The 25,060-nt window shown below is 37.1% G+C and carries 24 protein-coding genes; 7 read left to right on the top strand and 17 right to left on the bottom strand.

Annotated elements, in window-relative coordinates; all coding sequences use genetic code 11:
• Positions 1-5 precede the first annotated feature (5 nt).
• Positions 6-500 (bottom strand): pantetheine-phosphate adenylyltransferase, encoded by a 495-nt coding sequence (coaD, locus tag APS80_RS01890; protein ID WP_103170833.1) that lies wholly within the window; start codon positions 498-500, stop codon positions 6-8.
• Complete coding sequence (gene rsmD / locus APS80_RS01885; RefSeq protein ID WP_059106588.1) at positions 487-1,041, bottom strand: 16S rRNA (guanine(966)-N(2))-methyltransferase RsmD; 555 nt, start codon at positions 1,039-1,041, stop codon at positions 487-489. Before rsmD ends, coaD begins: the two co-directional genes overlap by 14 nt.
• Positions 1,042-1,103: 62 nt before the next feature.
• Between rsmD and APS80_RS01880 the strand changes: the two genes are divergently transcribed.
• Complete coding sequence (locus APS80_RS01880; protein ID WP_059106587.1) at positions 1,104-1,493, top strand: DUF7147 family protein; 390 nt, start codon at positions 1,104-1,106, stop codon at positions 1,491-1,493.
• 29 nt (positions 1,494-1,522) lie between these two features.
• Here APS80_RS01880 and APS80_RS01875 read toward each other — a convergent pair whose 3' ends face one another.
• A complete protein-coding gene (locus APS80_RS01875; RefSeq protein ID WP_059106586.1) occupies positions 1,523-1,774 on the bottom strand; it encodes a DUF2129 domain-containing protein in 252 nt (83 codons plus the stop codon).
• A 126-nt stretch (positions 1,775-1,900) separates the two neighbouring features.
• Between APS80_RS01875 and APS80_RS01870 the strand changes: the two genes are divergently transcribed.
• Complete coding sequence (locus APS80_RS01870) at positions 1,901-2,818, top strand: lysophosphatidylglycerol phospholipase D (protein WP_059106585.1); 918 nt, start codon at positions 1,901-1,903, stop codon at positions 2,816-2,818.
• A 113-nt stretch (positions 2,819-2,931) separates the two neighbouring features.
• Here the strand turns inward: APS80_RS01870 and APS80_RS01865 are convergent, their stop codons facing one another.
• The 4 genes from APS80_RS01865 to cyoE form a co-directional block, all read right to left on the bottom strand.
• On the bottom strand, positions 2,932-3,366 hold the full coding sequence (locus APS80_RS01865; protein WP_059106584.1) for a YlbF/YmcA family competence regulator: 435 nt from the start codon (positions 3,364-3,366) through the stop codon (positions 2,932-2,934).
• Positions 3,367-3,381: 15 nt separating this feature from the next.
• Positions 3,382-4,431 carry a CAP-associated domain-containing protein gene (locus APS80_RS01860; protein ID WP_059106583.1) on the bottom strand — a complete coding sequence of 350 codons (1,050 nt, stop codon included), beginning with the start codon at positions 4,429-4,431 and terminating at the stop codon, positions 3,382-3,384.
• A 640-nt stretch (positions 4,432-5,071) separates the two neighbouring features.
• A complete protein-coding gene (locus APS80_RS01855; RefSeq protein ID WP_059106582.1) occupies positions 5,072-5,533 on the bottom strand; it encodes a DUF420 domain-containing protein in 462 nt (153 codons plus the stop codon).
• Between the two features lie 24 nt (positions 5,534-5,557).
• The gene (gene cyoE / locus APS80_RS01850; protein WP_059106581.1) at positions 5,558-6,469 is read right to left on the bottom strand and encodes a heme o synthase; all 912 of its coding nucleotides are present in this window, start codon (positions 6,467-6,469) and stop codon (positions 5,558-5,560) included.
• A 279-nt stretch (positions 6,470-6,748) separates the two neighbouring features.
• On the opposite strand from cyoE, the gene APS80_RS01845 reads away from it, so the two are divergent.
• Positions 6,749-7,657 (top strand): COX15/CtaA family protein, encoded by a 909-nt coding sequence (locus APS80_RS01845; RefSeq protein ID WP_059106580.1) that lies wholly within the window; start codon positions 6,749-6,751, stop codon positions 7,655-7,657.
• A 266-nt stretch (positions 7,658-7,923) separates the two neighbouring features.
• Here APS80_RS01845 and APS80_RS01840 read toward each other — a convergent pair whose 3' ends face one another.
• From APS80_RS01840 to APS80_RS01825, 4 genes are all read right to left on the bottom strand, one after another.
• On the bottom strand, positions 7,924-9,756 hold the full coding sequence (locus tag APS80_RS01840; RefSeq protein WP_059106579.1) for a purple acid phosphatase family protein: 1,833 nt from the start codon (positions 9,754-9,756) through the stop codon (positions 7,924-7,926).
• A 221-nt stretch (positions 9,757-9,977) separates the two neighbouring features.
• Entirely contained in the window at positions 9,978-13,430 is a 3,453-nt protein-coding gene (locus APS80_RS01835) for a pyruvate carboxylase (RefSeq protein ID WP_059106578.1), read from the bottom strand.
• 546 nt (positions 13,431-13,976) lie between these two features.
• Positions 13,977-15,200, bottom strand: a complete 1,224-nt coding sequence (ftsW, locus tag APS80_RS01830; protein ID WP_059106577.1) for a cell division peptidoglycan polymerase FtsW — start codon at positions 15,198-15,200, stop codon at positions 13,977-13,979.
• 510 nt (positions 15,201-15,710) lie between these two features.
• Positions 15,711-15,986 carry an Fpa/YlaN family protein gene (locus tag APS80_RS01825; protein ID WP_059106576.1) on the bottom strand — a complete coding sequence of 92 codons (276 nt, stop codon included), beginning with the start codon at positions 15,984-15,986 and terminating at the stop codon, positions 15,711-15,713.
• A 385-nt stretch (positions 15,987-16,371) separates the two neighbouring features.
• Between APS80_RS01825 and APS80_RS01820 the strand changes: the two genes are divergently transcribed.
• Positions 16,372-16,854: a hypothetical protein gene (locus APS80_RS01820; protein WP_059106575.1), complete on the top strand. Its 483-nt coding sequence runs from the start codon at positions 16,372-16,374 to the stop codon at positions 16,852-16,854.
• A 4-nt stretch (positions 16,855-16,858) separates the two neighbouring features.
• Positions 16,859-17,032 (top strand): DUF2197 domain-containing protein, encoded by a 174-nt coding sequence (locus APS80_RS10525; RefSeq protein ID WP_083498144.1) that lies wholly within the window; start codon positions 16,859-16,861, stop codon positions 17,030-17,032.
• Positions 17,033-17,111: 79 nt separating this feature from the next.
• On the opposite strand, the gene typA is transcribed toward APS80_RS10525, so the two are convergent.
• Positions 17,112-18,959, bottom strand: coding sequence for a translational GTPase TypA (typA, locus tag APS80_RS01815; RefSeq protein ID WP_059106574.1), 1,848 nt, complete (start codon positions 18,957-18,959; stop codon positions 17,112-17,114).
• 98 nt (positions 18,960-19,057) lie between these two features.
• Between typA and APS80_RS01810 the strand changes: the two genes are divergently transcribed.
• Entirely contained in the window at positions 19,058-19,252 is a 195-nt protein-coding gene (locus tag APS80_RS01810) for a DUF5325 family protein (protein WP_059106573.1), read from the top strand.
• 99 nt (positions 19,253-19,351) lie between these two features.
• Here APS80_RS01810 and APS80_RS01805 read toward each other — a convergent pair whose 3' ends face one another.
• Positions 19,352-20,167 (bottom strand): inositol monophosphatase family protein, encoded by an 816-nt coding sequence (locus APS80_RS01805; protein WP_059106572.1) that lies wholly within the window; start codon positions 20,165-20,167, stop codon positions 19,352-19,354.
• A gap of 167 nt (positions 20,168-20,334) precedes the next feature.
• Between APS80_RS01805 and APS80_RS01800 the strand changes: the two genes are divergently transcribed.
• Positions 20,335-20,946 (top strand): YktB family protein, encoded by a 612-nt coding sequence (locus APS80_RS01800; RefSeq protein WP_059106571.1) that lies wholly within the window; start codon positions 20,335-20,337, stop codon positions 20,944-20,946.
• A gap of 88 nt (positions 20,947-21,034) precedes the next feature.
• On the opposite strand, the gene APS80_RS01795 is transcribed toward APS80_RS01800, so the two are convergent.
• The 4 genes from APS80_RS01795 to APS80_RS01780 all read right to left on the bottom strand — a co-directional run bounded on the left by APS80_RS01795 (position 21,035) and on the right by APS80_RS01780 (position 25,056).
• On the bottom strand, positions 21,035-21,691 hold the full coding sequence (locus APS80_RS01795) for a DUF4064 domain-containing protein (protein WP_059106570.1): 657 nt from the start codon (positions 21,689-21,691) through the stop codon (positions 21,035-21,037).
• A gap of 227 nt (positions 21,692-21,918) precedes the next feature.
• Positions 21,919-23,100, bottom strand: a complete 1,182-nt coding sequence (gene auxB / locus APS80_RS01790) for a lipoteichoic acid stability factor AuxB (RefSeq protein ID WP_059106569.1) — start codon at positions 23,098-23,100, stop codon at positions 21,919-21,921.
• 73 nt (positions 23,101-23,173) lie between these two features.
• On the bottom strand, positions 23,174-24,247 hold the full coding sequence (locus tag APS80_RS01785; RefSeq protein WP_059106568.1) for an ABC transporter substrate-binding protein: 1,074 nt from the start codon (positions 24,245-24,247) through the stop codon (positions 23,174-23,176).
• A complete protein-coding gene (locus tag APS80_RS01780) occupies positions 24,244-25,056 on the bottom strand; it encodes an ABC transporter permease (RefSeq protein WP_059106567.1) in 813 nt (270 codons plus the stop codon). Before APS80_RS01780 ends, APS80_RS01785 begins: the two co-directional genes overlap by 4 nt.
• Between the last annotated feature and the right edge of the window lie 4 nt (positions 25,057-25,060).

Below are 25,060 nucleotides of genomic sequence, written 5' to 3'. Positions count from 1 at the left end.
TGTAGTTAATCATGAGAAACACTGAATTTTTTGTACAGTTCGTCAGCGACATTCGGAGGTACAAAATCTGAGATGTCTGCGCTATATGATGCTACTTCTTTGACCACACTTGAGCTTATAAATGAATAATCAGTACTTGTCATCATATAGAACGTTTCGATTTCATTGTTTAATTTGCGATTCATGGAAGTCAAGCGCAATTCATATTCAAAGTCACTGACCGCTCTCAATCCTCTGATAATGGTTTTAGCGCCAATTTTAGTACAGAAATCAACCAACAATCCATCATAATGATGCACGATCACGTTAGAGAACTTTTCTGTAGATTGTTTGATGAGTTCAATGCGTTCCTCTACTGAAAATGTGCCCTTTTTACTACTGTTTCGCAACACACAGATGTGTAGTTCATCGAATTGTCTTGCACTACGCTCGATGATATCAAGGTGCCCATAAGTAATAGGATCAAAACTACCAGGTATAACTGCTTTAGTTGTCATGATTATCTCCTTTTTCCAATAACAAGGTATCCGTCAATCCGTAATGATAGCGTCGAATTGTTTGAAACGGTGCCACTTGGATTTGTTCTTTATGATTAAATTCACAAACGATGATACCACTATCCTTCAATAAATTAAACTCTGCGATATCAGCGAGAGCTTCGTCAATAAGGCCTTTTTCATAAGGTGGGTCTAAAAAAATCAGATCAAATTGAATATCGCGTTTAGATAATGCTTTTAACGCACGTGCGGCATTATTTTTATACACTTCAGCTTGGTCTTCAATCTCTAATTTTTTCAAATTACTTTTAATGACCTGCACAGCTTTAAAATTTTGATCGACAAAAATCATGCGCTCCATTCCTCTAGATAATGCTTCGATACCTAAAGCGCCGCTGCCCGCAAATAAATCAAGGCCCTGCCCAGAAATATCGAAGAGACTGTTGAAAATTCCTTCTTTAACCTTATCCATTGTCGGACGTGTGTTGCGTCCTTCTAAACTATTGAGCGGTTTACTTTTATGTATACCTGCAATGACACGCATCTTCTCATCCTTCCCAACTTAAAATATTTTCTTTATAATGCACTTATATAGGAGGCCAATTTATGAAACAATCATTTATTTTACTAGGTAATGGACTTACCGACTTATTCGAATTTACGACTTTAATGGAGTATGACCATCCACGTGTGGCATTTGTAGTTTATTTCCATACGCCGAGATCTGAACAACAAAAATCTTCAGTTGCGTTAGTCATGAATCCGACAAGTGGTCAACACTTTCAAGCAATGTATCTCATGTTGAACGCAGTTAAGTACCCTTATCCTAATCGTAATAAAAAATTCGACATGATTAATGAACAAGCTGAACGCTATGATATTGAAGTTAAAGAAATTGACGTCCATCCACCTGAAGACTATTACGATATTGAACTGTATTATAATTATCTCGTGAGTGTGCTACGTTTACAAAATTGGATTCCACCACTTCAATAATATGGACAACACCTTCACATCATCAACATTTAAGATGTCTCGTGGCGTTCTTTTTCATATGTTTTAGTTAAGTATTTATAAGGTGAGCTACTAATATGTTTGACGTATTTTAATTTTGATAAACGCGTAATGACCGAATCAGCGTCTTTAGCGTTAACATACATAATGACATACTTATGGTTTCTATTTATATGTACAATGTGTCCATATTTACGAAGTTGGCGTTCATGTTTAATATGCTTTAAATAAATGATTAAACTTGTTCTCTGTACTATATCCATATTTTTCACTCCAATTGATAATTATAATATCATGTATAACACCTTTTATAAATAACAATTACTTTGTCTCGTATCAAACTTTTGCTAGGATAAAATTAAACTATGCTATAGACTGGAGGATTTTATATGAAGAACTTCAAGCAATCACTCACAACGCTTTCTTTAGGTGCACTGTCGATTGCTGGCAGTTTGTTCTTATTTAATAAGTTCAAAAAAGAACCCGTACCGAAATCCGTACCCGCCTTTTTTGCTGAACCTGCACCGTACATCTTTGCGCATCGTGGCGGTATGGCTGAAAGACCTGAACAAACGAAACTCGCCTTTGATCACGCTGCTGAACTAGGACTTGATGGTTTTGAAACCGATGTTCGACTCACCAAAGATCATCAACTTGTCGTATTTCATGATGACATGGTTGATCGCACTACTAATGGCTCTGGATTTGTTTATGAGCATACACTTGATGAGCTCAAACGCTTAGATGCCGGTTATTATTTTAAAGACATCAATGGTAATACTCCTTATCGCGATCACGAAGACGCAAAAATTTTAAGCTTTGAACAGTTACTCATATTCTATCCTAACCAGCTGATCAACGTCGATATCAAAGATCACCCTGACACTGAAGCAGGAAAAATAGCGCCGAAAGTCATGTACGAAACAATTAAAGATCACTACGCTCAAAACCGAGTGCTAGTCACAAGCTTCCACAAAGAAAATATCGCTGCATTTAACCGATATAGTAACGGTGATGTCGCTTTAGGTGCGAGCGAACAAGAAGTGGCAGAAGGGTTTATTAAGTTTATGCTCGGTCTTGGAAAAAGTTTTGAAACAACTGAAAACACCTTCCAAATGCCAACTTCATTTAAAGGCATCAAATTAACATGGCCTAAATTCATTCAATGGCTACTTGAAAGTAACATCGTGCCAGGTTTTTATGGCATCAATAGTTTTGATGAGATGAAAGATCTAGCTGATCTTGGCGTACACACACTTGTAACCGACTATCCTGAATTAGGCGCACGTTTTAAAAATCACCATTGATAAATGCAAAAATTCCCTATGTAGTACTAAAACATACTACATAGGGAATTTTTATATCTTCCTATTCATTGAAACAACTCATATTTTAATGTGAATCTCAGAGCAAAGGTTTATTATAACGAACAGTGGCAAGAGCCACCTGATGCACATCCTTCTTTATCTTGTTGGAAGAATGGGTTGCCCGCTTCGATTTTGACATGGTCAGAGACTGAATAAGCGATCTTGCTAATGACTTCATCGACAAGCTCTTGCAATGCCACTTCTTTTTGTTTGTAATCCATAACTACGGGCAACATTTCATAAGCACGTTTACGCTTACGTGTTTCTAACATGATTTGACGATAATCTGGATGGTATTTCCCAAATCGCATAATGTCTTCATATTGTGCTTTAGATTTTAAAAATGCTTCATACATCAAATGCGCTTCTTCATCTTGATTTAAGCGTGCTTCAGCAGCTTTAAAGGATTGATACAAATCAGATTGTAAAATCATATCACCTAACACATCGATTTCATCTAACACATCAATGGTTTGTTGTGTAATCATTTATGAGCTCCTCCTTTACTCTTCTTCTAGGAAAATGACGGTATAATAACCATCGTTCACAACGCCACCCATTTCATCATATTTCGTATTGAGCATCCGTGATCTGTGTATATCAGAATTCAACCAATTTATGATAAGCGTAGGAACTTCATTGAAATCATATCCTACGTTTTGACTCGCCGATTGAAACGGTACTTGGTTTTGTTCTAATTGTTGCGTCAAGGCCCCTTCAGTAAATTCAACGCTATCTGTACCTGTAGCTTCATATAAATTATAACCTGCTATATTAGCGACGTCATTATTTACTTTTAGCGGTGGCACACCACGTAAATGACGCATTTGATTCGTCACTTCATACAGCGTCATTAACTGGTTAGGATTTTGTTCGTACGGTAAGTCATCAAAATCACTTTTAACTTCTTTATCATTGGAAGCATTCACCATTTGATAAGGTTTAAATTCTACCAACGCCTCACTATCTAAGTACCGTATCGCTACAATTTGATTGGTCTGTTGATCTATGTAAATTTGTGCGTAAATATCACCAAATTTAACAAGCATTTGTGTTTTCATATCTATATCTGATAGTTCGATATCATATTTGTCATCGTCCACACGGATGGTTGGCTCTGGGTTAATACTTAAATTTTCAAAAATATGCGCCGCGCTTTCTGAAATCTTGAACGGACTTACAGAGGCTTTTTCCCCTGTCGCATACACAGATTTTATTTTTTTACTTTTAGTAGTCACAATATAATACTGGTCTTCTCTTTTGAAAATATAGTTCTTATAGCCATCTTTATATGGGTAAGATCGTTTGGCTTGTCCAAACCGTTCCGTTAATTGGCCGATATCATCGCCAATCCAAGTCGCTATACCCCGCTGAGGTAACTGGTTATCACTATCAGATTGATGTCCTTCAAACTGAGATTCATTGGTCGTTTTCTTTGTATCTTTATTTGGGTTTTCTAACACATCGAATTTTAAACGTGGTGAGTTAAATAAATATACAATAAACAATATCAATAATAAGACACCAATAACTTTAATTATCAGCTTTTTCATCATTCACCCACCTATGTGCTATTACTCGTATTAATCATTCTACAGGTATCGGGTTCAAGCACGCAAGCTATCTAGCTAAAACAGCGTTGAACCACCTTGTTCCTCAAATATTCGCCATCTTACCCCCATATTTTTCCGAAATCTGTGTTTCAAAAATTCGAAATGGCTATCTGTTTTTTAATAATTCATATCCATTTAACTCATCACTGTGCTTTCATTTTTGAGCAGTTTGCGTGATTTTCACTATTTTAAATAAAACTTCCTGTTGTGAACGATTTTACTGTGCTTATCGAATCTTTACCCGTTGTCACTATTATTAATCAATAGACCACCTTCCCAATGGATGAGGCACACAGTGATTCGTTACATATTGTTTATCGAACAGGGAGCTTCACAATAGCCACTCAGGTTTTGTAGTTATAGCTACGGTGAAATGTGACAAGTATGCGCATAGACCAAAAAGACGAACTTAGCTCTTAAAAGTAACAATCATAGTGAGCTGTAACCGATAACGATAAAAAAGTACACCTCAAAAAGTTAGCTTCACCATCTAACTCTTTAGGTGTACTCTGTTATTGAAATATTTATTTTAAGGATGAATGAGATTTATGACGCTCAAACATGCGATTTCATTCCAAAGCTATAATCCGAGTGTCGCTTTGATTAATGATGTCGTTTCACCGCCAGGATATAAAATATAAAGTAGCACATAGACTGCCACACCTGTAATTGCGGTGAAGAACCATATGACTGAGACAATCGGTCCTGTTTTTCTATGAATATTAAATTTATCTTTAAACGCTGTGATGATTTGAACCAGACCGCCAATACCGCCTATAGTCGCTAAATTAATATGAAAGATTAAGAAAGTCGTATAGTAAGGTTTGACTGAATCGGGACCACCAAACGCTGTGTTCCCAATAAAGATTGTCCGACTAGCGTAAATGATAAAGAATAACAGTGCAAACACTGCTGCCCATAACATGACTTTTTCATGGCTCTTGATATTACGTTTCCATATCTGACGCCAACCAATTGCTACAAGTATCGCACTAATAACGATAAAACTTGTACTCAATGTGGGTAAAAAAGGTATATTCATTTGTAAAATCCTCACTTAAATAATTTAAAACATTTTAATGAGCGAAACGATCACTACTAAAGCAAAGAATACGACTAAATAATTCAATGAATAAATAAACATAGCTGTTGCCCATTTTGTTTTATTTGTTTGTTTTTTAAAGCTTGTTAATCCTACGTAGATCCAACCTAAGTTTAATAGTGTTGCAAGTACTACAAATGTTGTACCTAATTCATTGAGAAAGAATGGTAATGGTAGTAAACATACTAACCAAATGAACATGCTTACTCTTGTGCGGTTAAATCCTTTCACGGATGGTAACATTGGAATATTAGCTAATGAATATTCATCTTTACGTTTAATCGCGAGTGCGTAGAAATGAATCGGTTGCCAGCAGAAGACAACTAAGAATAATACAATCGCTGTCAGGCTTAAACTACCTTCAATCGCAGCCCAACCAATGAGTGGTGGTACAGCACCAGGAAAACTACCGACAACTGTATTCCACACGGTATGTCTTTTAGACCAGATTGAGTAGAATGAGACATATCCAACGATACCGATTAAACCAATGACGCCTGATGGCACGTTTAATACGAATAGTAATGCTTCCCCTATGAGCATCATTCCAAAACTAAGAATCAATAAATTACGATCTGAGATTCTATCATTGACTGTTGGTCTTTTTTGTTTACTTGGCATGATACTGTCAATATCTTGGTCATAGTAATTATTTAATGCGCAAGCGCCCCCCATGATTAACGTTGCGCCTACCAACATGATTAATATTTGTGGTATTGACGAGAGGAAGGAATGATTTGTTAACACGACTGCAAGCCACGCTCCAGCAAAAGCCGGGATTAAGTTACCTTGGACGAGCCCCATTTTAATAATTTGTTGGATCTCTTTAAACGTAACTCGACTTGAAGCATGTGACAAAGTTTGTTCTTGGCTCATAATTTCCCTCCTAATTTATTCATATAGTACAATGATAAAACAAATTTCCTCAAAAGACTACATATAACACAATTTATTTGTGACACTTTAGCGACATTATAAAATCGTCAATATTGTGACACAAATTGCAGACACATTATTGTTATAATAAGGAGAAGCATTTAATATGAAGATGTAACGGATAAAAGTTATAATAGTCAATTGATATAAACGGATAAACCCATGCTTGTTCCGGTCGACATGTACAGGGTTTGTCTTGCATTGACAGGGGGGGTATTATTGTTTAAGAAGCGCAACCTTAAATGGTTATCAGTATTAGCTACAATAATTATGGCATGGGTACAACTGGGTGGCGCGCTCGTTACAAAGACTGGATCTGAAGATGGTTGTGGTTCTGACTGGCCTCTTTGTCACGGTGCTTTCTTACCAGAAAATTTACCGATTCAAACCATCATCGAACTCAGTCACCGAGCAGTATCTGGTCTTTCACTTATCGTTGTCCTATGGTTAGTGATCACAGCCTGGAAAAATATTGGGTATATTAAAGAAGTTAAACCACTCTCAATTATTAGCGTTGGTTTCCTCTTACTCCAAGCATTAATTGGTGCTGCAGCAGTTATATGGCAACAAAATGCCTACGTGCTCGCATTACACTTCGGTATTTCATTGGTTAGCTTTTCTACTGTATTCGTACTTACACTTATCATATTTGAAGTTGACCATAAATATGAAGCAGATGAACTTATGATTCGTAAACCGTTACGTCGTTATACATGGATCATGATGATCATCGTTTATTTAACAATTTATACCGGAGCACTCGTCAGACATAAAAAAGCAAGTTTAGCTTATGGTGAATGGCCAATTCCATTCCAAGATCCAATCCCACATTCTGTAGTCGATTGGGTTAACTTCACCCACAGAGGCATGGCCTTATTAACTTTCATATGGATCATGCTTACATTTATTCATGCGGTGAAACATTATCAACATAATCGTACCGTGAGATATGGTTATACAGCAGCCTTTATACTTATCATTGCACAAGTGATTACAGGTGCATTATCCGTTATCACTAATGTAAATCTCATGGTCGCATTGCTACACGCATTAATCATTACGATTCTCTTTGGTCTCATCGCCTACTTCGTGGTGTTAATGATTCGAACGATCCGAAGTGGTGGATAAACAGAATAGATGTTGAACGTGGTACAAATTGATTTTTGTACCACGTTTTTTGTGTCATGATTACTTTTGAAAATCATTCCGTTGTTTCTCTCTATGTTTTTAAAAAGTAAGATGGCGATTCAGTTAAGCGGTTAGAGACCCATAAAAAAGCCCGTTACAACGATATATGATACATCTTTGTAACGAGCTTATTTGCGTTCAATTTACTATGTGTCGCGTTGAAATTTTACCACAATGTGACGTAGTAACCTCTAGGTTCCACTCTATTATTTGTCTTTTTTAATACCGAATTCGTCGATAAGTTCTTGGCTACGTGGTTCACCTTGTGCAATGTCACCGTGTAATTGATAGATTTTAACTTTCAATTGATCATCTTCAACTTCATATACAGCGTAGTTTTGATCAGATGAGTCACGGTTATTCACATGGTCACGATTTTTCATATGTTGAATATCGAAGGCATCTGTTTTTTGTGGTTGGTCTCCTACTGCGAATAAATTATGGAAGTAATCTAGTTGTTTTTGAGTAAGATCTTTGAATTCTGGTCTGAAGTGTTTAAGTTCTTTTAATGTACTATCTCCAAGATCCGCGTTCGCTTTTGTACCACCCATATTAGGAAGGACGTAAACAGAACCTTTTGGATTGTCGTAATATGTCACGCCATCTTCGCCAGTTTCTTGTTTCGCATCTTCAACTTTGGCATCAGCGAAACTGTTTTTCGTATTGCTGTATTGTAATACTTTTGAGCGTGAAAGCACGTGGTCATGACCTTGAAGTACTAAGTCTACATCTAAATCATCGAGTTGTTTAGCAAGTTCTTTGTGCACTTTTTGTACGTCTTCATCACCCATGAAGTAGAATGAATGAGCGTACATTGGTTTGTGGAGATTGAAGATAACCCAGTTTGCACCATTTTCACGTGCTTGTTTGATATCTTTTTTAATCCATTCCATTTGTTCTTTACCGATTGCTTTTTCTTTAGGATTGTCTTTTTTATCTTTTTTATTGTCGTTCGTATTGGCTACAACCATGTGTGCGCCATTGTAATCGAATGAATAGTAAGAACCACCGTTCACTGCATTGTTTGCTTTCGGAACATTGAAGTGATCATTGAAACTACCTAATAATTTATCATCGTCTTCATCTAATGCGTATTCATCATGGTTACCTGATACAGGTGCCATAGCCATATTCATAAATGAAGGTTGAGAACGATCATATAAGTCTTTCCATTCGTCTTCAACTTCCGCATTTTCTACCACATCACCAGAATGTACGACAAAGTCTGCATTGCCAGCAGTGTTGATTGCTTGATTTAACGTATCTGCCCCAAATAATGCTTCATCACGTACGTTTTCATTCCAGTATGCGTTTTGTGTATCGGCATATTGAATGAATTTGAATCCATCGTCTTTATTACCTGCTGTTTTGAATTGTCCTACTACACTTTTAGGTCCACTTTCACTACCCACATAATAATGATAGTTTGTATTTGGTTTTAAACCTGTTGCTTGTGCTTTATATGTATATTCTGTTTGTTTAGTTAAATTGGCTTTACCGTGAACGTCCCCTGCTGTCCATTCAGGACCGGATGCTTGAGCATCTGTGTAATAACCATTGATTGTTTCGTTGCCTTTTTTGTCTTTGATGATTTCACCATCGTCATCTTTTTTCACATCTTCAAAGATAATATTGCCATTTTCATCGCGTTCTAAGTACTTAGAGTCTACTTTTTTAGTTTTAGCATCAAAAACTTGTGCGTCACTAAAATCTCCTGTTCCTGACACCCATACTTTTGCGTCATCAAATTTGTCTGTTGTGAACCAATTGAATGCCATTTCTGTTTTAGGATCACCTTTAAAGTTCGTTGTGACACGGTTAGGTGCATTTTCAGTTTGTACAGGCGCAACGTCGGGTTTTTGATCAGTCAGTTGGATACCATTTTTTTGAGCTTGTTCTGTCGCTTGAGGTTGTGTTTGTTCAACTTGTTCTGGTGCAACTCCGCCGCCACTTGCCTGAGCAGTATTTGTCCCTTGAGTTAAAGTGAGTAATAACGTCAAACTAGCTAAACCAGTAAAGATACGTTGCTTATTTTTCAAAGAAAACCCTCCAGTCAATTAATATGTCGCACTTTAACGGTAACAATTGAACATTAATTGAGTGTAAAACTCGGGTGAGGATTTAGTTAAATGGATTTATTTAACATGAGGAAACACAATAAAAAAGTGAGACAATCGCCCCGAAAAAGGTTGTCTCACTTCTTTTAATATGAATTTTTAGCTACTTAAAGTAAATTTTATTGAACGCTTATAACTGCACGTTATTCCGCATTTGCAGGTTCAATTTCTACGAGTAAATCTCCGGTTTCAATACTGTCTTCGCTGCTGACATGTATCGCTTTCACGACAGCATCGAACGGTGCTTGTACTGTAGATTCCATTTTCATTGCTTCGGTAATGAGGAGTGGATCGTTCATTTTCACTTCGTCACCGACTGAAACTTTAACATCTGTGACTGTACCTGGCATTTGAGCGCCAATATGATTATTGTTTTGTTTATCTGCTTTCGGTCTCACTTGTGCATTAGTAGACGCTTTTTCATCTTTAATGTTCACAATACGTGATTGACCATTCATTTCAAAATAAACTTTTCGCATGCCGTTTTCATCTGGCTCTGATATGACTTGAAGTTTAATAATGAGTCGTTTACCAGTATCAATTTCAATTTCAACAGTTTCATCTGGACGCATACCGAAGAAGAAGGTTGGTGTATCGAGAAGTGATACATTACCAAATTGTTGATACGTTTGTAAGTATTGCTCATACACTTTTGGATAAAGTACTGAACTGATCACATCTTGTTCTGAAACATCGGTTTGTGTTTCTTCTAATTGATTGCGGACTTGATCAAAGTCAACATCATCTAAATACTCACCTGGACGTTCTTCAAGTGGCGTTTGATTTTTCAAGATGACTTGTTGTAATCGTTTATTGAAACCATTGACCGGTTGACCAATCTCACCTTTGAAGAAAGATACCACAGATTCAGGGAAATCAAGTTTGTAACCTTGTTCAATGACATCATTTTCATCTAAATCATTTTGAACCATGTAGAGTGCCATATCACCAACCACTTTAGATGACGGTGTTACTTTGACTAAGTCACCGAATAAGAAGTTCACGCGGCGATACATCGTTTTAACCTCGTCAAAACGTTCACCTAATCCAAGACTTTTCGCTTGTTGTCTTAAGTTTGAATATTGGCCCCCTGGCATTTCATGTTGATAAATTTCTGTGTTTGGTGAATAGATATCGCTTTCGAAATCTCTGTAATATTGACGAACCGTACTCCAATAATGTGAGAGTGTTTCAAGACCATCGATATCAGCTCTCATTTTACGGTCAAAGCCGTCTAATGCATAATAAAGTGAGTTTGCGCTTGGTTGACTTGTTAAACCACTCATGGAAGCTACAGCTGTATCAATAATATCTACACCAGCGTTGATTGCTTCTTTATATGTGAGTAGTCCGTTGCCACTTGTATCATGGGTATGAAGATGAATTGGAATATCCACAGCTGCTTTCAATTCACCGATTAATTCATAAGCTGCTTTAGGTTTTAATAGACCAGCCATATCTTTAATCGCTAAGAGGTGGAAGCCTTCTCTTTCGAGTGTTTTCGCCATGTTTACGTAGTAATCTAATGTGTACACGTCAGAACGTTTAGGATCTAAAATATCACCTGTGTAACAGATTGCACCTTCAGAGATTTTGCCAGCTTCTTGAACCGCTTCATTTGCGACTTTCATTTGTTCGACCCAGTTTAGTGAGTCGAAGATTCTGAAGACGTCGACACCAGCTTGAGCACTTTCTTTAACGAATTTTTGTACGACATTATCAGGGTAGTTTTTGTAACCTACTGCATTGGATGCACGTAATAACATTTGGAATAACACGTTAGGTACTGCTCGTCTAAGTCGTTCTAAACGTTCCCATGGATTTTCTTTTAAGAAGTTGAAAGCAACATCGAATGTCGCGCCGCCCCACATTTCTAATGAAAAGCTATCTTTCATCACTTCAGCAGTTTTAGAAGCGATATTCATCATATCTGCTGTACGCACACGTGTCGCAAGTAGGGATTGGTGCGCATCTCTAAATGTCGTATCCGTCACCAATACATCTTGTTGTGCTTTGACCCATTCTGCTACTGCTTTAGGTCCTTTTTCGTCTAATATTTGTTTTGTACCTTTAAATTGTTGCACTTTGTCGTTCGGTACTTTTGGAATCGTTGTTTGTTCAAAATGTGGTTTCATACGTTGTTCTACGTTTGGGAAGCCATTGATCGTTACGTTACCAATGTACTCTAACATTTTCGTACCGCGGTCTTGACTCAATTTAAGATCGAATAACTCTGGTGTGTTTTCGATGAATTTGGTTGTATAATCCCCTGATTTGAATTGCGGATGACGCATCACGTTAATTAAGAATGGAATATTGGTTTTCACGCCACGAATACGCATTTCTTGGAGTGAACGGTCCATTTTTTCTTCTGCTTGTTTAAAGGTTAATGCATGTGTAGACAATTTAACAAGTAATGAGTCATAATAAGGTGAAATTTCTGCACCTTGGAAACCGTCACCTGCATCTAAACGAACACCAAAGCCCCCGCTAGAACGGTAAGCACTGATACGACCTGTATCTGGCATAAAGTCATTTAATGGATCTTCTGTCGTAATACGACATTGGATTGCATAACCTAACGTTTGAATATCTTGTTGTTGCGGAAAGTTGATTTCAGAGTCAAATAAACCGATACCTTGAGCAACAAGTAATTGCGTCTTAACGATATCAATACCCGTAATCATTTCTGTAATCGTATGTTCAACTTGAACACGTGGATTGACTTCGATAAAGAAGAATTCATCACCAGATACTAAGAATTCAACGGTACCTGCATTGACATATTTAATATGTTTCATTAAGTGCACCGCTGCATCACAAATACGTGTTCTCAAATCATCTTCGAGTGCAACTGAAGGTGCAACCTCTACGACTTTTTGGTGACGACGTTGAACAGAACAATCACGTTCAAATAAGTGTACTAAATTACCTTTTTCGTCCCCCATGACTTGAACTTCGATGTGTTTTGGATTGTCGATATATCGTTCGATGTAAACTTCACTATCGCCAAATGATTTTTCTGCTTCTGATTTTGCACGGTTAAACGCTTCTTCAAGCTCATCTTCTGATCTGACGATACGCATACCTTTACCGCCACCACCACTAGTTGCTTTAATCATCAACGGATAGCCAGCTTCATCTGCGAATGCTTTAGCAGCTTGATAATCAGCAATCGGTCCATCTGTCCCTGGAATGACCGGTAAATCTGCTTCAATGGCCGTAGTTCTTGCTTTGAGTTTATCGCCAAACATTTCTAAATGTTCAATACGTGGGCCGACGAATTTGATACCTTCTTCTTCACAGCGGCGTGCAAAGGTTTTATTTTCACTTAGAAAGCCATAACCTGGATGAATCGCATCTGCACCCGCACGTTTCGCAACAGCAATGATGCTTTCAATATCAAGGTAAGACTCTGCTGGACCTAAATCCTCGCTAACTAAGTATGATTCGTCTGCTTTATATCTATGTAACGCGCTCTTGTCTTCGTTTGAATAAATTGCGACCGTTTTAATATTGAGTTCTGTGGCTGCTCTGAAAATCCGAATCGCAATTTCCCCTCTATTTGCAACTAATAATTTATGTATCTCTCTCATTAGCTTTCACCTTCTTATAAACAATTTCCAAAATATTAAATCATTTTCTTTTTGATACAAAGACATATTTCGGTGAACGACCATTGCAGCCCCCTTTGCTAATTCACCCGTTCCTAAATTGAACTATGTATTAAATCATACCAGAAATATGATACAAAACATAATGATTCTACTAAATATGTCATACTAATTATATATTCTATGCTTTTAAGTATATCTTTATATTACCATAACCATAATATTAAGTAAAACTTATCAGTAAACATTACATATTATTATCATACGTTTTTATAGCGATAATTAGACCGAATCGTTATAAATGATTTCTTATCATTGGTCTCTCATAATGATCCAATGACTGTCATGAAGGGATTGTTCGTAAAATAAAAACGCCTTTCCAAACAACTAAGCTGTTTAGAAAAGCGTTTCATCATTACATCATATATTCGTACTTTTAATCTGGTACATTAAAATATGCGGACAATTAAATTGTGAAATAAATGTGTCATACTAATTAAAAGTAGGGTTATTCATGTGTACTAAAAATTAATATCTTCTAGATATTTGTGTTGGTGCTTGTTTTTTAGCACGCGCTTTATCGATCTTAATCTGTTTCGCTACGATGAGTAACAGTCCAATCGCGATACTTAAACTTAACATAGAAGAACCACCAAAACTAATAAATGGTAACGGTACACCAGTAAGTGGGATCGTACCTGAGATACCACCTAAGTTGATGAATGTTTGGATCCCAATATATGTCGCGATACCGACACAGACTAATTTGTAGAAATAAGAATTGGTTTTATTCGCTAAGACAAACGCACGATAAACGATAAAGAAGAGTAATAAAATAACGAGTAATCCACCGATTAAACCGAGTTCTTCACAAATAATAGAAAAGATAAAATCGGTATGTGGTTCAGGTAGATAGCCTAATTTCATAATACTGTTACCTAAACCTCGGCCTAATAAACCACCATTCCCTATCGCAATCAATGAATTGGATATGTGATACCCTGTCCCTGATGCTTGGCTAAATGGATCGACCAGCGTACTAAAACGTGCTGTAAGATAACTAGGTAACCAACCAAATGCGAGTGCAATGAGAAGTCCGACTACGATAATAAAAATAATAGGTACAGCCCATTTCAATGCGATCTTCACTCCTAAGCCAGCGTAGAACAAGATAGCGAGTAAAATAATAGTTAACAGCATCACTTGTCCTAAGTCACGTTGGATGAGCACGAGCCCTATCGCAAAGAACATTAATCCTACAGGGGCAAACATAATCTTCGGATCTCTAAAGACTTGGGTTCTACGTTTTTCAATCATAAACGGAATATATAAAAGGATGACTAGCTTCAAGAATTCAGAAACTTGCAAGTTAATGACACCGAGTCGTAGCCAACTCTTAGAACCGTTAATGTTACTACCAAAAATGAGTGTCGCAACGAGTAAAATGATTATACCCACGACCATGATTTGTTGGATCTTCGTCTGTTGGAGCAACTTCGTATTGAAGAAGAACGCCATGAAAAACACGATTGCAAAACCGACGATGACATAAGCCAACTGACGTGTGTAAAAGTATGTACCCGAAACAGGCACGCCGCCGGTTAAGCTCCCTTTCGTAGCAGCAACCATGCTGGCACTGTAGACCATGACTAATCCAATTAAACATAACAAAACATAAGTCACTAAGAGTGAATAATCTATGTATTTCGCCTTTTTATTTATAATACTAAAAAATCGTTTTACTTTATTCATACTTTTTTATCATCCAATTCTTCTTGGTTATCTTTGTCCTTCTTCTTTTTATATAGAAGCACAATATGATATCAAAACGTGTTTTTGCTTATAGTTTATGAATTACTGTAATCATATTGTTGTTTCACGTATATTCAATATGTATGTATAAATTGAGACGCTAACTATCTCATTATCTGTTTATATGAAACCACTTGTGTATTATAGCAAAATTCAACACCATTTATCGAATAATGTCATTTTAATCCGTTAAAATATGAAATACTTGGAGGAGCATTCAATGTGGGATTTGCTTGTCATTGAAGTGTAGCTCATACCCAATCAACCACTGTCACGGAAACATTTGTGCCCCGAAAAAACAAAAGTGACTGCGATCCAAACATGTTGCAATCTCAGTCACTCCTATATTCATCATATGATATCTCATATATTTGCTATTGATCTTCTCTATGTACGACTTGCTATCCGTTTCTTTAACAGTAAATTGATCTATATTAATATTGCCGACGTTTAGACTGTTGTAAATGCATCGTGAAGTTTAGAAAGTTCTTTTTCTAAACGAAGCATAATTTCTTTACCCACTTCTTTGTCGACTAAGTCTAACTGAACCGCAAATTCAACTTCTTTTTGTAAGCCAAACATTTGGGTATCGAGTACTTCTTCGTATAATGGGCATTGAGGTAAAGTCAGGTTATCCATTTGAACTTTGATTAACTGAAGGATTCTATCAGCATCTTTATTTAGTTGATCATATGCCACATTGCTCATTTTTTGACTCTTTACCATGAAATGCTCCCCCTATCATTTGTATGTTCTTACACTAAATTCTATCTTACTACATATTAAAAAGCAAGCAGAATTCTATAATACACGGATGCTTCGAGAATATGCTAAAATACTAGGATGAAGATAATCTTTAAGCGACTTGAAAACGAGGATACGGTGATGTGAAAGTGTACTTATTTTCATGAAAATAAGTGCTTCAACTCGTTTACTGTAACCTAGTAGAATGAGTGTCATTCAATATTTTCAAGCACGTCTAGGAAAAGTTTCAATCGTTTTTGTAAGCGTATTTCCTAAAATGGGACAACAAGATGCAAAAATTTATGAGCAAGCTGTTCCAACTACTTCACCTATCACTATTATAATTCAAGTAAAGAGGAAACGATAAATGATTCAAATCACGGGGGAAGTTCAATTTCCAATTACATTAGATAGTACAACTTGGATCTTCGATGATCGTAAAGTACAAATAGAAGATTTAGAGGCTGGTGTGTTTGAAGGTACGAAACCGATTCGTTTTGAAGACAACCGTGAATGGAATAGAGCCATTCTAGAAGGTCAAACGAACCCACCGACTTTAAATTCAGAAATTAAATATAAAAAACAATCCATGTTGAAAGAAACGTATGTGATCAATATGACACCGTTCTTTAAACATGCAGAACCAACTGCGAAAGCGACAGCAATTCGCTTATACAATGATGAAGATGAAATCAAAGTACCATTAGATCTATTACCCTATTTATTCTTCCAATTTTCAAAAGATGGGAAACGACTTTATGAGGATGACGGTGTAGATAGCTTCGTCTTCATTCAAGATCAGGGTTATTCTTATCAATTTAAACATGCAACACGTATTGAGGTGGTTTAATTATATGAAAAAAGTACAATGTGTGATTTGCGATACAGAAGTTTATATCGACGAAAACACACTTGAAGCGAAACGGCTTCGCAATGATCCGATGCATACATTCATGTGTGATGAATGTAAGAGTCGTTTAGATAAGCCGAAACAACGTAAACAAGTTACGACATTTAATCATAGATAACAAAAAAGCAGGTAACCGTTCATGCTCCGTATAGAGCATCTCGGGTTACCTGCTTTTAATTTATATACGAGTCTAATGATTATTCATTTTCTTGCATCATTTGTTTAACACGTTTCGCTTCTTTTTCACGTGCTTGTTTATTAAGTGTTTTCTTTCTCAAGCGGATAGATTCTGGTGTAACTTCGACTAATTCATCATCATTAATGAATTGTAACGCTTCTTCTAATGTTAAGATACGTGGGCGTTTCATAGTTTCAGTTTGGTCTTTGGTAGATGAACGTACGTTTGTTTGGTGTTTAATTTTCGTGATGTTAACAGTTAAGTCATTTTCACGAGAGTGTTCACCAACAATCATACCTTCATAAACTTCAGTACCTGGTTCCATGAAGTTTGTACCACGGTCTTCTAAACCAATGATTGCGTATTGGCTAGCTTGACCTTGGTCCATAGAAACAAGTGCACCGTTTCTTCTTCCGCCGATCATACCTTTAATACGTGGTCTGAATTCTTCGAATGTATGGTTGATGATACCATAACCACGTGTTTGTGACATGAATTCAGTAGTGTAACCAATCATACCACGAGCAGGTACCATGAAGACTAAGCGAGTAAGACCATTGTCTGTAGTGACCATGTCTAACATTTCACCTTTACGTTGTCCTAAAGATTCGATGACTGAACCCGTATTTTCTGAAGGTACTTCACATTGTACGCGTTCAAATGGTTCGCACATTTGGCCATCGATTTCTTTTAAGATAACTTGTGGTTTAGATACTTGAAGTTCGAAACCTTCACGTCTCATGTTTTCAATGAGGATAGATAAGTGTAATTCACCACGACCTGCAACGGTCCATGTATCTGGAGAGTCTGTTGGTGTAACTTTAAGTGAAACGTCTGTTTCAAGTTGTTGATCTAGACGTTCTTGAATTTGACGTGCTGTCACGTAAGTACCTTCGCGACCTGCGAATGGTGAATTGTTCACTTTAAATGTCATTTCCAATGTAGGTTCGTCGATTCTTAGTACTGGTAATGCTTCTTGGTGATCGTGTGGTGTTACTGTTTCACCTACGTTAATGTCTTCCATACCAGATACAGCGACTAAATCGCCTGCTTGAGCTTCTTCGATTTCTTCGCGGTTAAGTCCAAAGTAACCGAATAATTTAGTGACACGGAAGTTTTTGACTGAACCATCTAATTTAATAAGTGATACGTTGTCCCCAACGCGCATTGTCCCTCTAAAGATACGTCCTACACCGATACGACCTACGTAATCATTGTAATCTAATAATGCGACTTGGAATTGTAATGGTTCATCACTATTATCTTTCGGTGCTGGTACGTAATCAATGATTGTTTCGTACATCGCTTGCATGTTGTCATCTTGTGTTTCTGGATCTAAACTTGCTGTACCGTTAACAGCTGAAGCATAAACAACTGGGAAATCGAGTTGCTCTTCAGAAGCTTCCAATTCGATGAACAAGTCTAAGACTTCATCGACAACCGCTTCAGGACGTGCAGCTGGTTTATCAATTTTATTCACTACAACAACAGGTTTTAAGTTTTGTTCTAACGCTTTTTTCAATACGAAACGTGTTTGTGGCATCGTACCTTCATAAGCATCGACAACTAAAACGACACCATCAACCATTTTCATGATACGTTCAACTTCACCACCAAAGTCAGCATGCCCTGGTGTATCTAATATATTAATTCTAGTACCTTTATAGTCTACCGCTGTGTTTTTAGAAAGGATGGTAATACCACGTTCTCTTTCTAAATCGTTAGAGTCCATCGCACGTTCGTCTATGCGTTCATTTTCACGGAAGATACCTGATTGTTTTAATAGCTCATCTACAAGTGTTGTTTTACCGTGGTCAACGTGAGCGATGATTGCTATATTTCGAACGTCTTCTCTTATATTAGTCATTTCATAATTTCCTTTCTTAAGTAAATTACCGCTTTTAATTGTAACTTTTTTATTATATCATAGATATGACTTTAGAATACAACCAAAGGGGTGTAGGGATGGAACAACCAAAAAAATCTAAGGCCATTTTCTTTATACTTGCGCTCGTTGCGACGATATTCTTAACGCTGTTCAGCTTTGCTATCGCTGCAACTAATGTACCAATGATGATTTTAACACTTATATTATTCATTGCAACATTTGGCGCAGGCTTTACATTAAAAAAACATTATCGTGAAAAAAATTGGTTCTAACTCGCACGTATCTTCATATCCTAACAAATAGACTGAAAGTAATCTCACACACCTCTTCACTGTGTAAGAATACTTTCAGTTTTTTAATTCTCGAGCATATTATCTTCTGTGATGGGCATGTAGTTCTTCGATGATTTCTTGGTGCGGTTTAAAGTAATGATTAATCAAATCTTCGTGCAACTGTGGATTGGCGACGACTACTGTATGAGGTTCGTAAATCGTTAATGCCTCACCTAAGAAATCTGTGCCTTTACCCCCTACTTCGTTTAAAATAATTAATCCGCCAGCATAATCCCATGGCTGTAATCGGGGTGTCATATAAGCAGCTAATCTACCTGTTGCGACATGCACAATCTCTAACGCAGCTGAACCGTATGCTCTTGCACTGCGAGATTGATTTACGATGGGGTGAAAAAGATCCACTAATTTAGGTTTCGTAAGCCAATTAGGGTTAATACCAATAATGCTCTTTTTGAGATCCGTATCTTCTATTTGTGGTAACGATTGATCTCCTACATATGCCCCTTCTCCGGCCTTCGCATGATAAAGCGTATCGTTCATTACATCATACACAAAGCCCGCATAAGGTGTATCGTCCTGAAAAATGCCGATTGAGATCGAAAAGTTTTCACGTTGATGCACAAAATTAAGTGTGCCATCTATCGGATCAATGACCCACGTCGTACCCTGACTGTGACTTAATTGATGGCCATGCCCTTCTTCACCAATTACCTCATGGTCCGGATAAGATTGGTGGATACGATCGACTAAGAACTGTTCAGTCTGTTTATCTACGTTGGTCACGAGATCATTCGGGTTCGATTTTGTTTCTATATGTAAAGTTTCATCCATCGTTTCTCTAATATTTTTTCCTGCTTCTAAAATGAGCGCTTTCGCAAATTGATAAAGTGTCATTTAATCACTCCTATGCTCACATTATACCCTAAATGGCTAACCTTTATCATGTGTACAAGACTAAAAAGGCCACGTTTTGAGAGGTGTTATAGTAGAAACGCATCGCCTGTGTCTCATAAAGTTATGTGCTACAATGTGGGTAAAAGATGTAACTAAGAGGTGAGCTCATGACAACTTATACATTTAAGCCGAATGACTTTAAAGCCTTCACTGTTGATGGTTTAGACGGTAGAATGGAGGCAATTTCTGAACGCATTCGCCCACAACTTAATGCATTAGGAGATTACTTCTCTCAATTTCTTGAAACAGAAACAGGGGAAGTCTTCTATCCACACGTGGCGAAACACGCGAGACGTAGTGTGAATCCACCCCACGATACATGGGTTGCTTTTTCAACGAATAAACGTGGTTATAAAATGCAACCTCATTTCCAAATCGGTCTATTTGAGGATCAATTGTTCGTTATGTATGGTGTGATGCACGAAGCGAAGAATAAAGCAGATCAAGTTAAAACATTTGAAAAACATTTTGATACGTTAAAACAATTACCTGAAGATTACAGCTTAGCGTTAGATCATATGAAAGAAGATAAGGAACCTATTCATTCCCTATCAGAGGATGAATTGCAACAAGCCATTGATCGGGTAAAAAACGTTAAAAAAGGTGAATTGTTCGTGGCGAGAACACTTGATCCAAGTGATGAAGAGTTGAAAACAGATAAAGCATTTTTAGCATTCTTAGAAGATACATTTAAACAGCTCGTGCAATTTTATGACTAAACTCAATCGAATAAAAAGAGGCTAGAAACGTAATGTTCCTAGCCTCTTTTCATGTGCTATTATTTATTGTTCTGATGTTCGAAGCGCATTAATAAAGATATGGATCGTTATCTTTTTTCTTTTGCATATCTTTTTCTGCATCATCTTCTAAACGATCACTTTCTTTTGTTTTAGGTTGTTGACCGTTGTCTCTAATGAATGGATTATCATCATTATCTTCATTTTCACCATCATGATTTTGACGGTTATCTTGAGGTTCAGTGTCATCTTGAGCAGTGCGATCTACATCGTCACGGATGTAAGGATTGCCTTCTGTGTGAACCTCATCTCTGATAAATGGATTCTCTTCGTTCGCGGTACCTTCACCTTGGATATCACTGTCTTTACGTACAAACATCATAATACCAGCGATTAACCAAAGGATACCAGCGAGCCAGTTACCAAATAAAATACCTACGACAAATGCTGCCATAAATAACGCACCTGATAAGACGCGTTTTTTCTTAACGAGTAATGTAGCAATTAGTCCTAATACTGTAGATACTAATAAGAGAATCGCTGAAACAGTAGTCAATCCTTTAATTGTATCGAAGGAAACGATTTGCGCCTCTTCTTGATATAGATTATTAAACTCTTCTTCAAATCCTGGTTGATTAAATCCAATCAATGCAAATCCTATAAATATTAAGAATATGATGCCGATACCAACACCTATCCAACCTAAAACACGTTCTGCCTTTCTCATCTTTGGACCTCCTATATTCAACTACTTCTGTTAATCATTTTATTGATTCTATTTCTTTTTTGATATATAGCCGTTTTCAAAACACATTAAACGCTTTATCAAAATTTTGATATCTAAATAACATTATATCTAGAGTTATATTTATAAAGCAATATATTTTAATATAAGAAATAAAATGAGACGAAAGCAGTAATTCATTTGCTTCCGTCTCAAGTGTAGTTTAAAGCTTATTCTTTATGTTCATTACGTTCTTCCGTCGCATCCACTTCATCAGTCGTTTGTGAAGTTTCTTCTTGAGCAGTTTGATCTTGATGGACGACTTTTTTACGTTCTTCATAGTTCATGCGACGTTGATTCACGGCACTCGGTTGTTGTTTTCTAAGTTCTTTTTCACGTTGTTTACGTTCTTTCTTAATCTGTTTACGTCTTGCTTTTTCTTCTGCATGTGCCTGTTTTTCTTGTTCTCGTGCTTCTTTTTCTTCTTGCTTACGACGTGCCTTTTCTTCAGCTTCTTGCTGACGTTGACGTTCTGCTTCTTCAGCTTCACGTTGGCGTTGTGCCTCAATCTCTTGTTGATGTCTTTCTTGTTCAAGTCTTTCTTCTTCAGTCATACCATCTTCGTGATCCTCATCATGTGTCGGTTTGACCTTGTTTTTATAACCGTATTTGACTTGTCTAGAAAGAATTTGGGGTTCGTCATCTTCCTCTGCTGTATCCGCTTGAACTGAATCTTCAGCAGCAGTTGGATGGTCCTGATCGTAAAAATGATCATATGAACCACGTCTTAATGGTTTGGCGTTACGATCGTAACCATTGTCTGCTTCGTATGCATCTTGATCATCTCGATCATCACTATAACGTGGTTGATTTCTGTAAACCGGTTCGTCGTAATCATAGCCTTGTGTTGGCGCTCCTTGATAGCCTTCCATATAATATGCAGGAACGGTATCAACTCTATCTTTACGTACAAACATCATAATAGCGATAATGAAGAATAAAATTGGGATAATCAACGTAATAAATAATAATACGAGTGGTAATGTCACTACCGCAGCAACTAAGAATAAGAAACCTGAAAGGAATCGTATATTCATAGAAATTAGTGCTAAAAATGAGATGAGTAAACATACAATGAAATATACGATGACAGCCCACACACCATTTTGTAACCAAATCACAAACTGTGTGGTATTTAGACCGTTATTCGCTAAAATTTGTTGTATTAACTCGTTATTATTCAGTGAAGCTTCTAAACTTTGTATCGATGTTTCACTACTAAATGAAACGAGTGCGATAAATATGGTTATCACTGTCAATGCTAATAGAAAAAGCCAGCTTAACCATCCAAGAACTTTTTCAGCTAAACGACTGACTGGCCGCTTAACCTGCATAAATTGCTCTCCTGACATACACTCACATCTCCTTATTCTACTTATCAAACTATTATATCGGATTCTACTTTAAATAACTACCAACTAAAGTCTAATTTAATGACATTTTAAAATTTAAAAAGCGCTCGTTATACTCACTGAGCGTTGATTTTCCCAAATCTTGATATACCTCTAACCGTTGTTGCTGCGCTTCTGTGGGATAAAATCGTGTATCCTCTCTGATGTCTTTAGGTAATTTATTTCTTGCCGCTTCGTTCGGTGTTGCATAACCGACCCATTCAGTATTTTGTTTATTATTGTTAGGTTCTAATAAGAAGTTTATAAATTTGTGCGCTGCAGCTTTGTTTTGTGCTGTCTTCGGAATGACGATATTATCAAACCATAAATTAGAACCTTCTTTAGGGATTACATAGTCGAATTGCTCGTTGTTAGTGACGATAGGTTGAGCGACACCACTCCAGACGACCGCAACGTTTGCTTCATGTTGTTCTAACATCATCGTAACCTCATCTCCGACTATCCCTCTCACTTGTGGTGCCAATTGATTAAGGTCTGTTTCAGCCTGTGCCAAGTGTTGTGTCGATCTATCATTTAAACTATAACCTAATTTATTTAAGGCTAAACCCATCACCTCACGGGCGCCATCTACTAATAAGACATCGCGATTGTATTTCTCATCATATAAATCTGCCCATGCATTGAGCGGCGCATTTGGATACGCTGCTTTATTATATAAAATACCGACAGTGCCAAAAAAGTAAGGCACAGAATATTGATTATGTCGATCAAAGTCCATGTTCATATAATCTGGATCTAAATACTTCATGTTAGGGATTTTATCATGGTCAAGAGGCAATAATAACTGATCGCGTTTTAACTTTTGAACCGTATATTCACTCGGAAAGGCAACATCATAGTGTGTACCGCCATTTTTAATTTTGGCTTCCATTGCTTCATTAGAGTCAAACGTTTCATAAATCACTTGAATCCCTGTTTCCTTTTCAAATTTGTCTATAAGTGCAGGATCAATATACTCTCCCCAGTTGTATACGTAAAGTTTTTCACCACTTGCGCTTTGCCCTTCTGAGGATAAACGATGGCTGATCCAAATACAAATCATCCCTATCACAAGTGCTGTAATGATGAGTTGAAGAAATCGTTTCATGAGCTCACCCCTTGCTGTGATGTTCTTCTACGTTTTAACCATGCTTGTACGAAATAATAACCGACGATGCCAATGATGATAAATAGGAATAACAGTGTAGATATCGCAATGATTTCCATGCTAATTCCCTTTCTCGCCATCGCATAGACTTCAACGGATAACACGCTAAAGCCATTACCAGTCACAAAGAAACTCACGGTAAAATCATCTAATGAATAAGTCAGCGCCATAAAAAAGCCACCGATAATCGCAGGCATGAGCTGAGGGAACATCACTCGATTTAACACTTGTAACTCAGTCGCACCTAAATCACGAGTAGCTTGTAATGTATGATCATTCATATCATACAGTTGTGGTAACACGATCAACACTACAATAGGAATGCTAAAGGCAATATGCGAAATGAGTACGGTAAAGAATCCCAACCCAAGACCTGTAAAATGTCCGATTGCGGTAAACATTATTAAAAACGAGGCACCGATGACCACATCGGACGAAACCATTAACACATTATTTAGCGTCAACATCGATAATCTTATCTTTTGATTTCTTAAACGATAGAGCGCGATCGCACCGAATGTTCCAATCACTGTTGCACATGCGGCAGATAATAACGCGACAGCAACCGTATTAAAGATAATGCTTAATAATCGATGATTGTTAAATAGTGACACATAATGCTCCAATGTGAAATGTTCAAAGTGGGCCATATTCCCTGCTGAGTTAAATGAATACAACATCAAGAACAAAATTGGTAGATAAAGGATGCCAACTAAGATGCCAATATAAAGTTTTCCATACCATTTCATTCAC

This window comes from Staphylococcus auricularis (genome assembly GCF_001500315.1).
GTDB classification, from domain to species: Bacteria; Bacillota; Bacilli; order Staphylococcales; family Staphylococcaceae; genus Staphylococcus; species Staphylococcus auricularis.
Note: the sequence above shows the minus strand (reverse complement) of the source record. Positions and strands in the feature narration are given on the sequence as shown.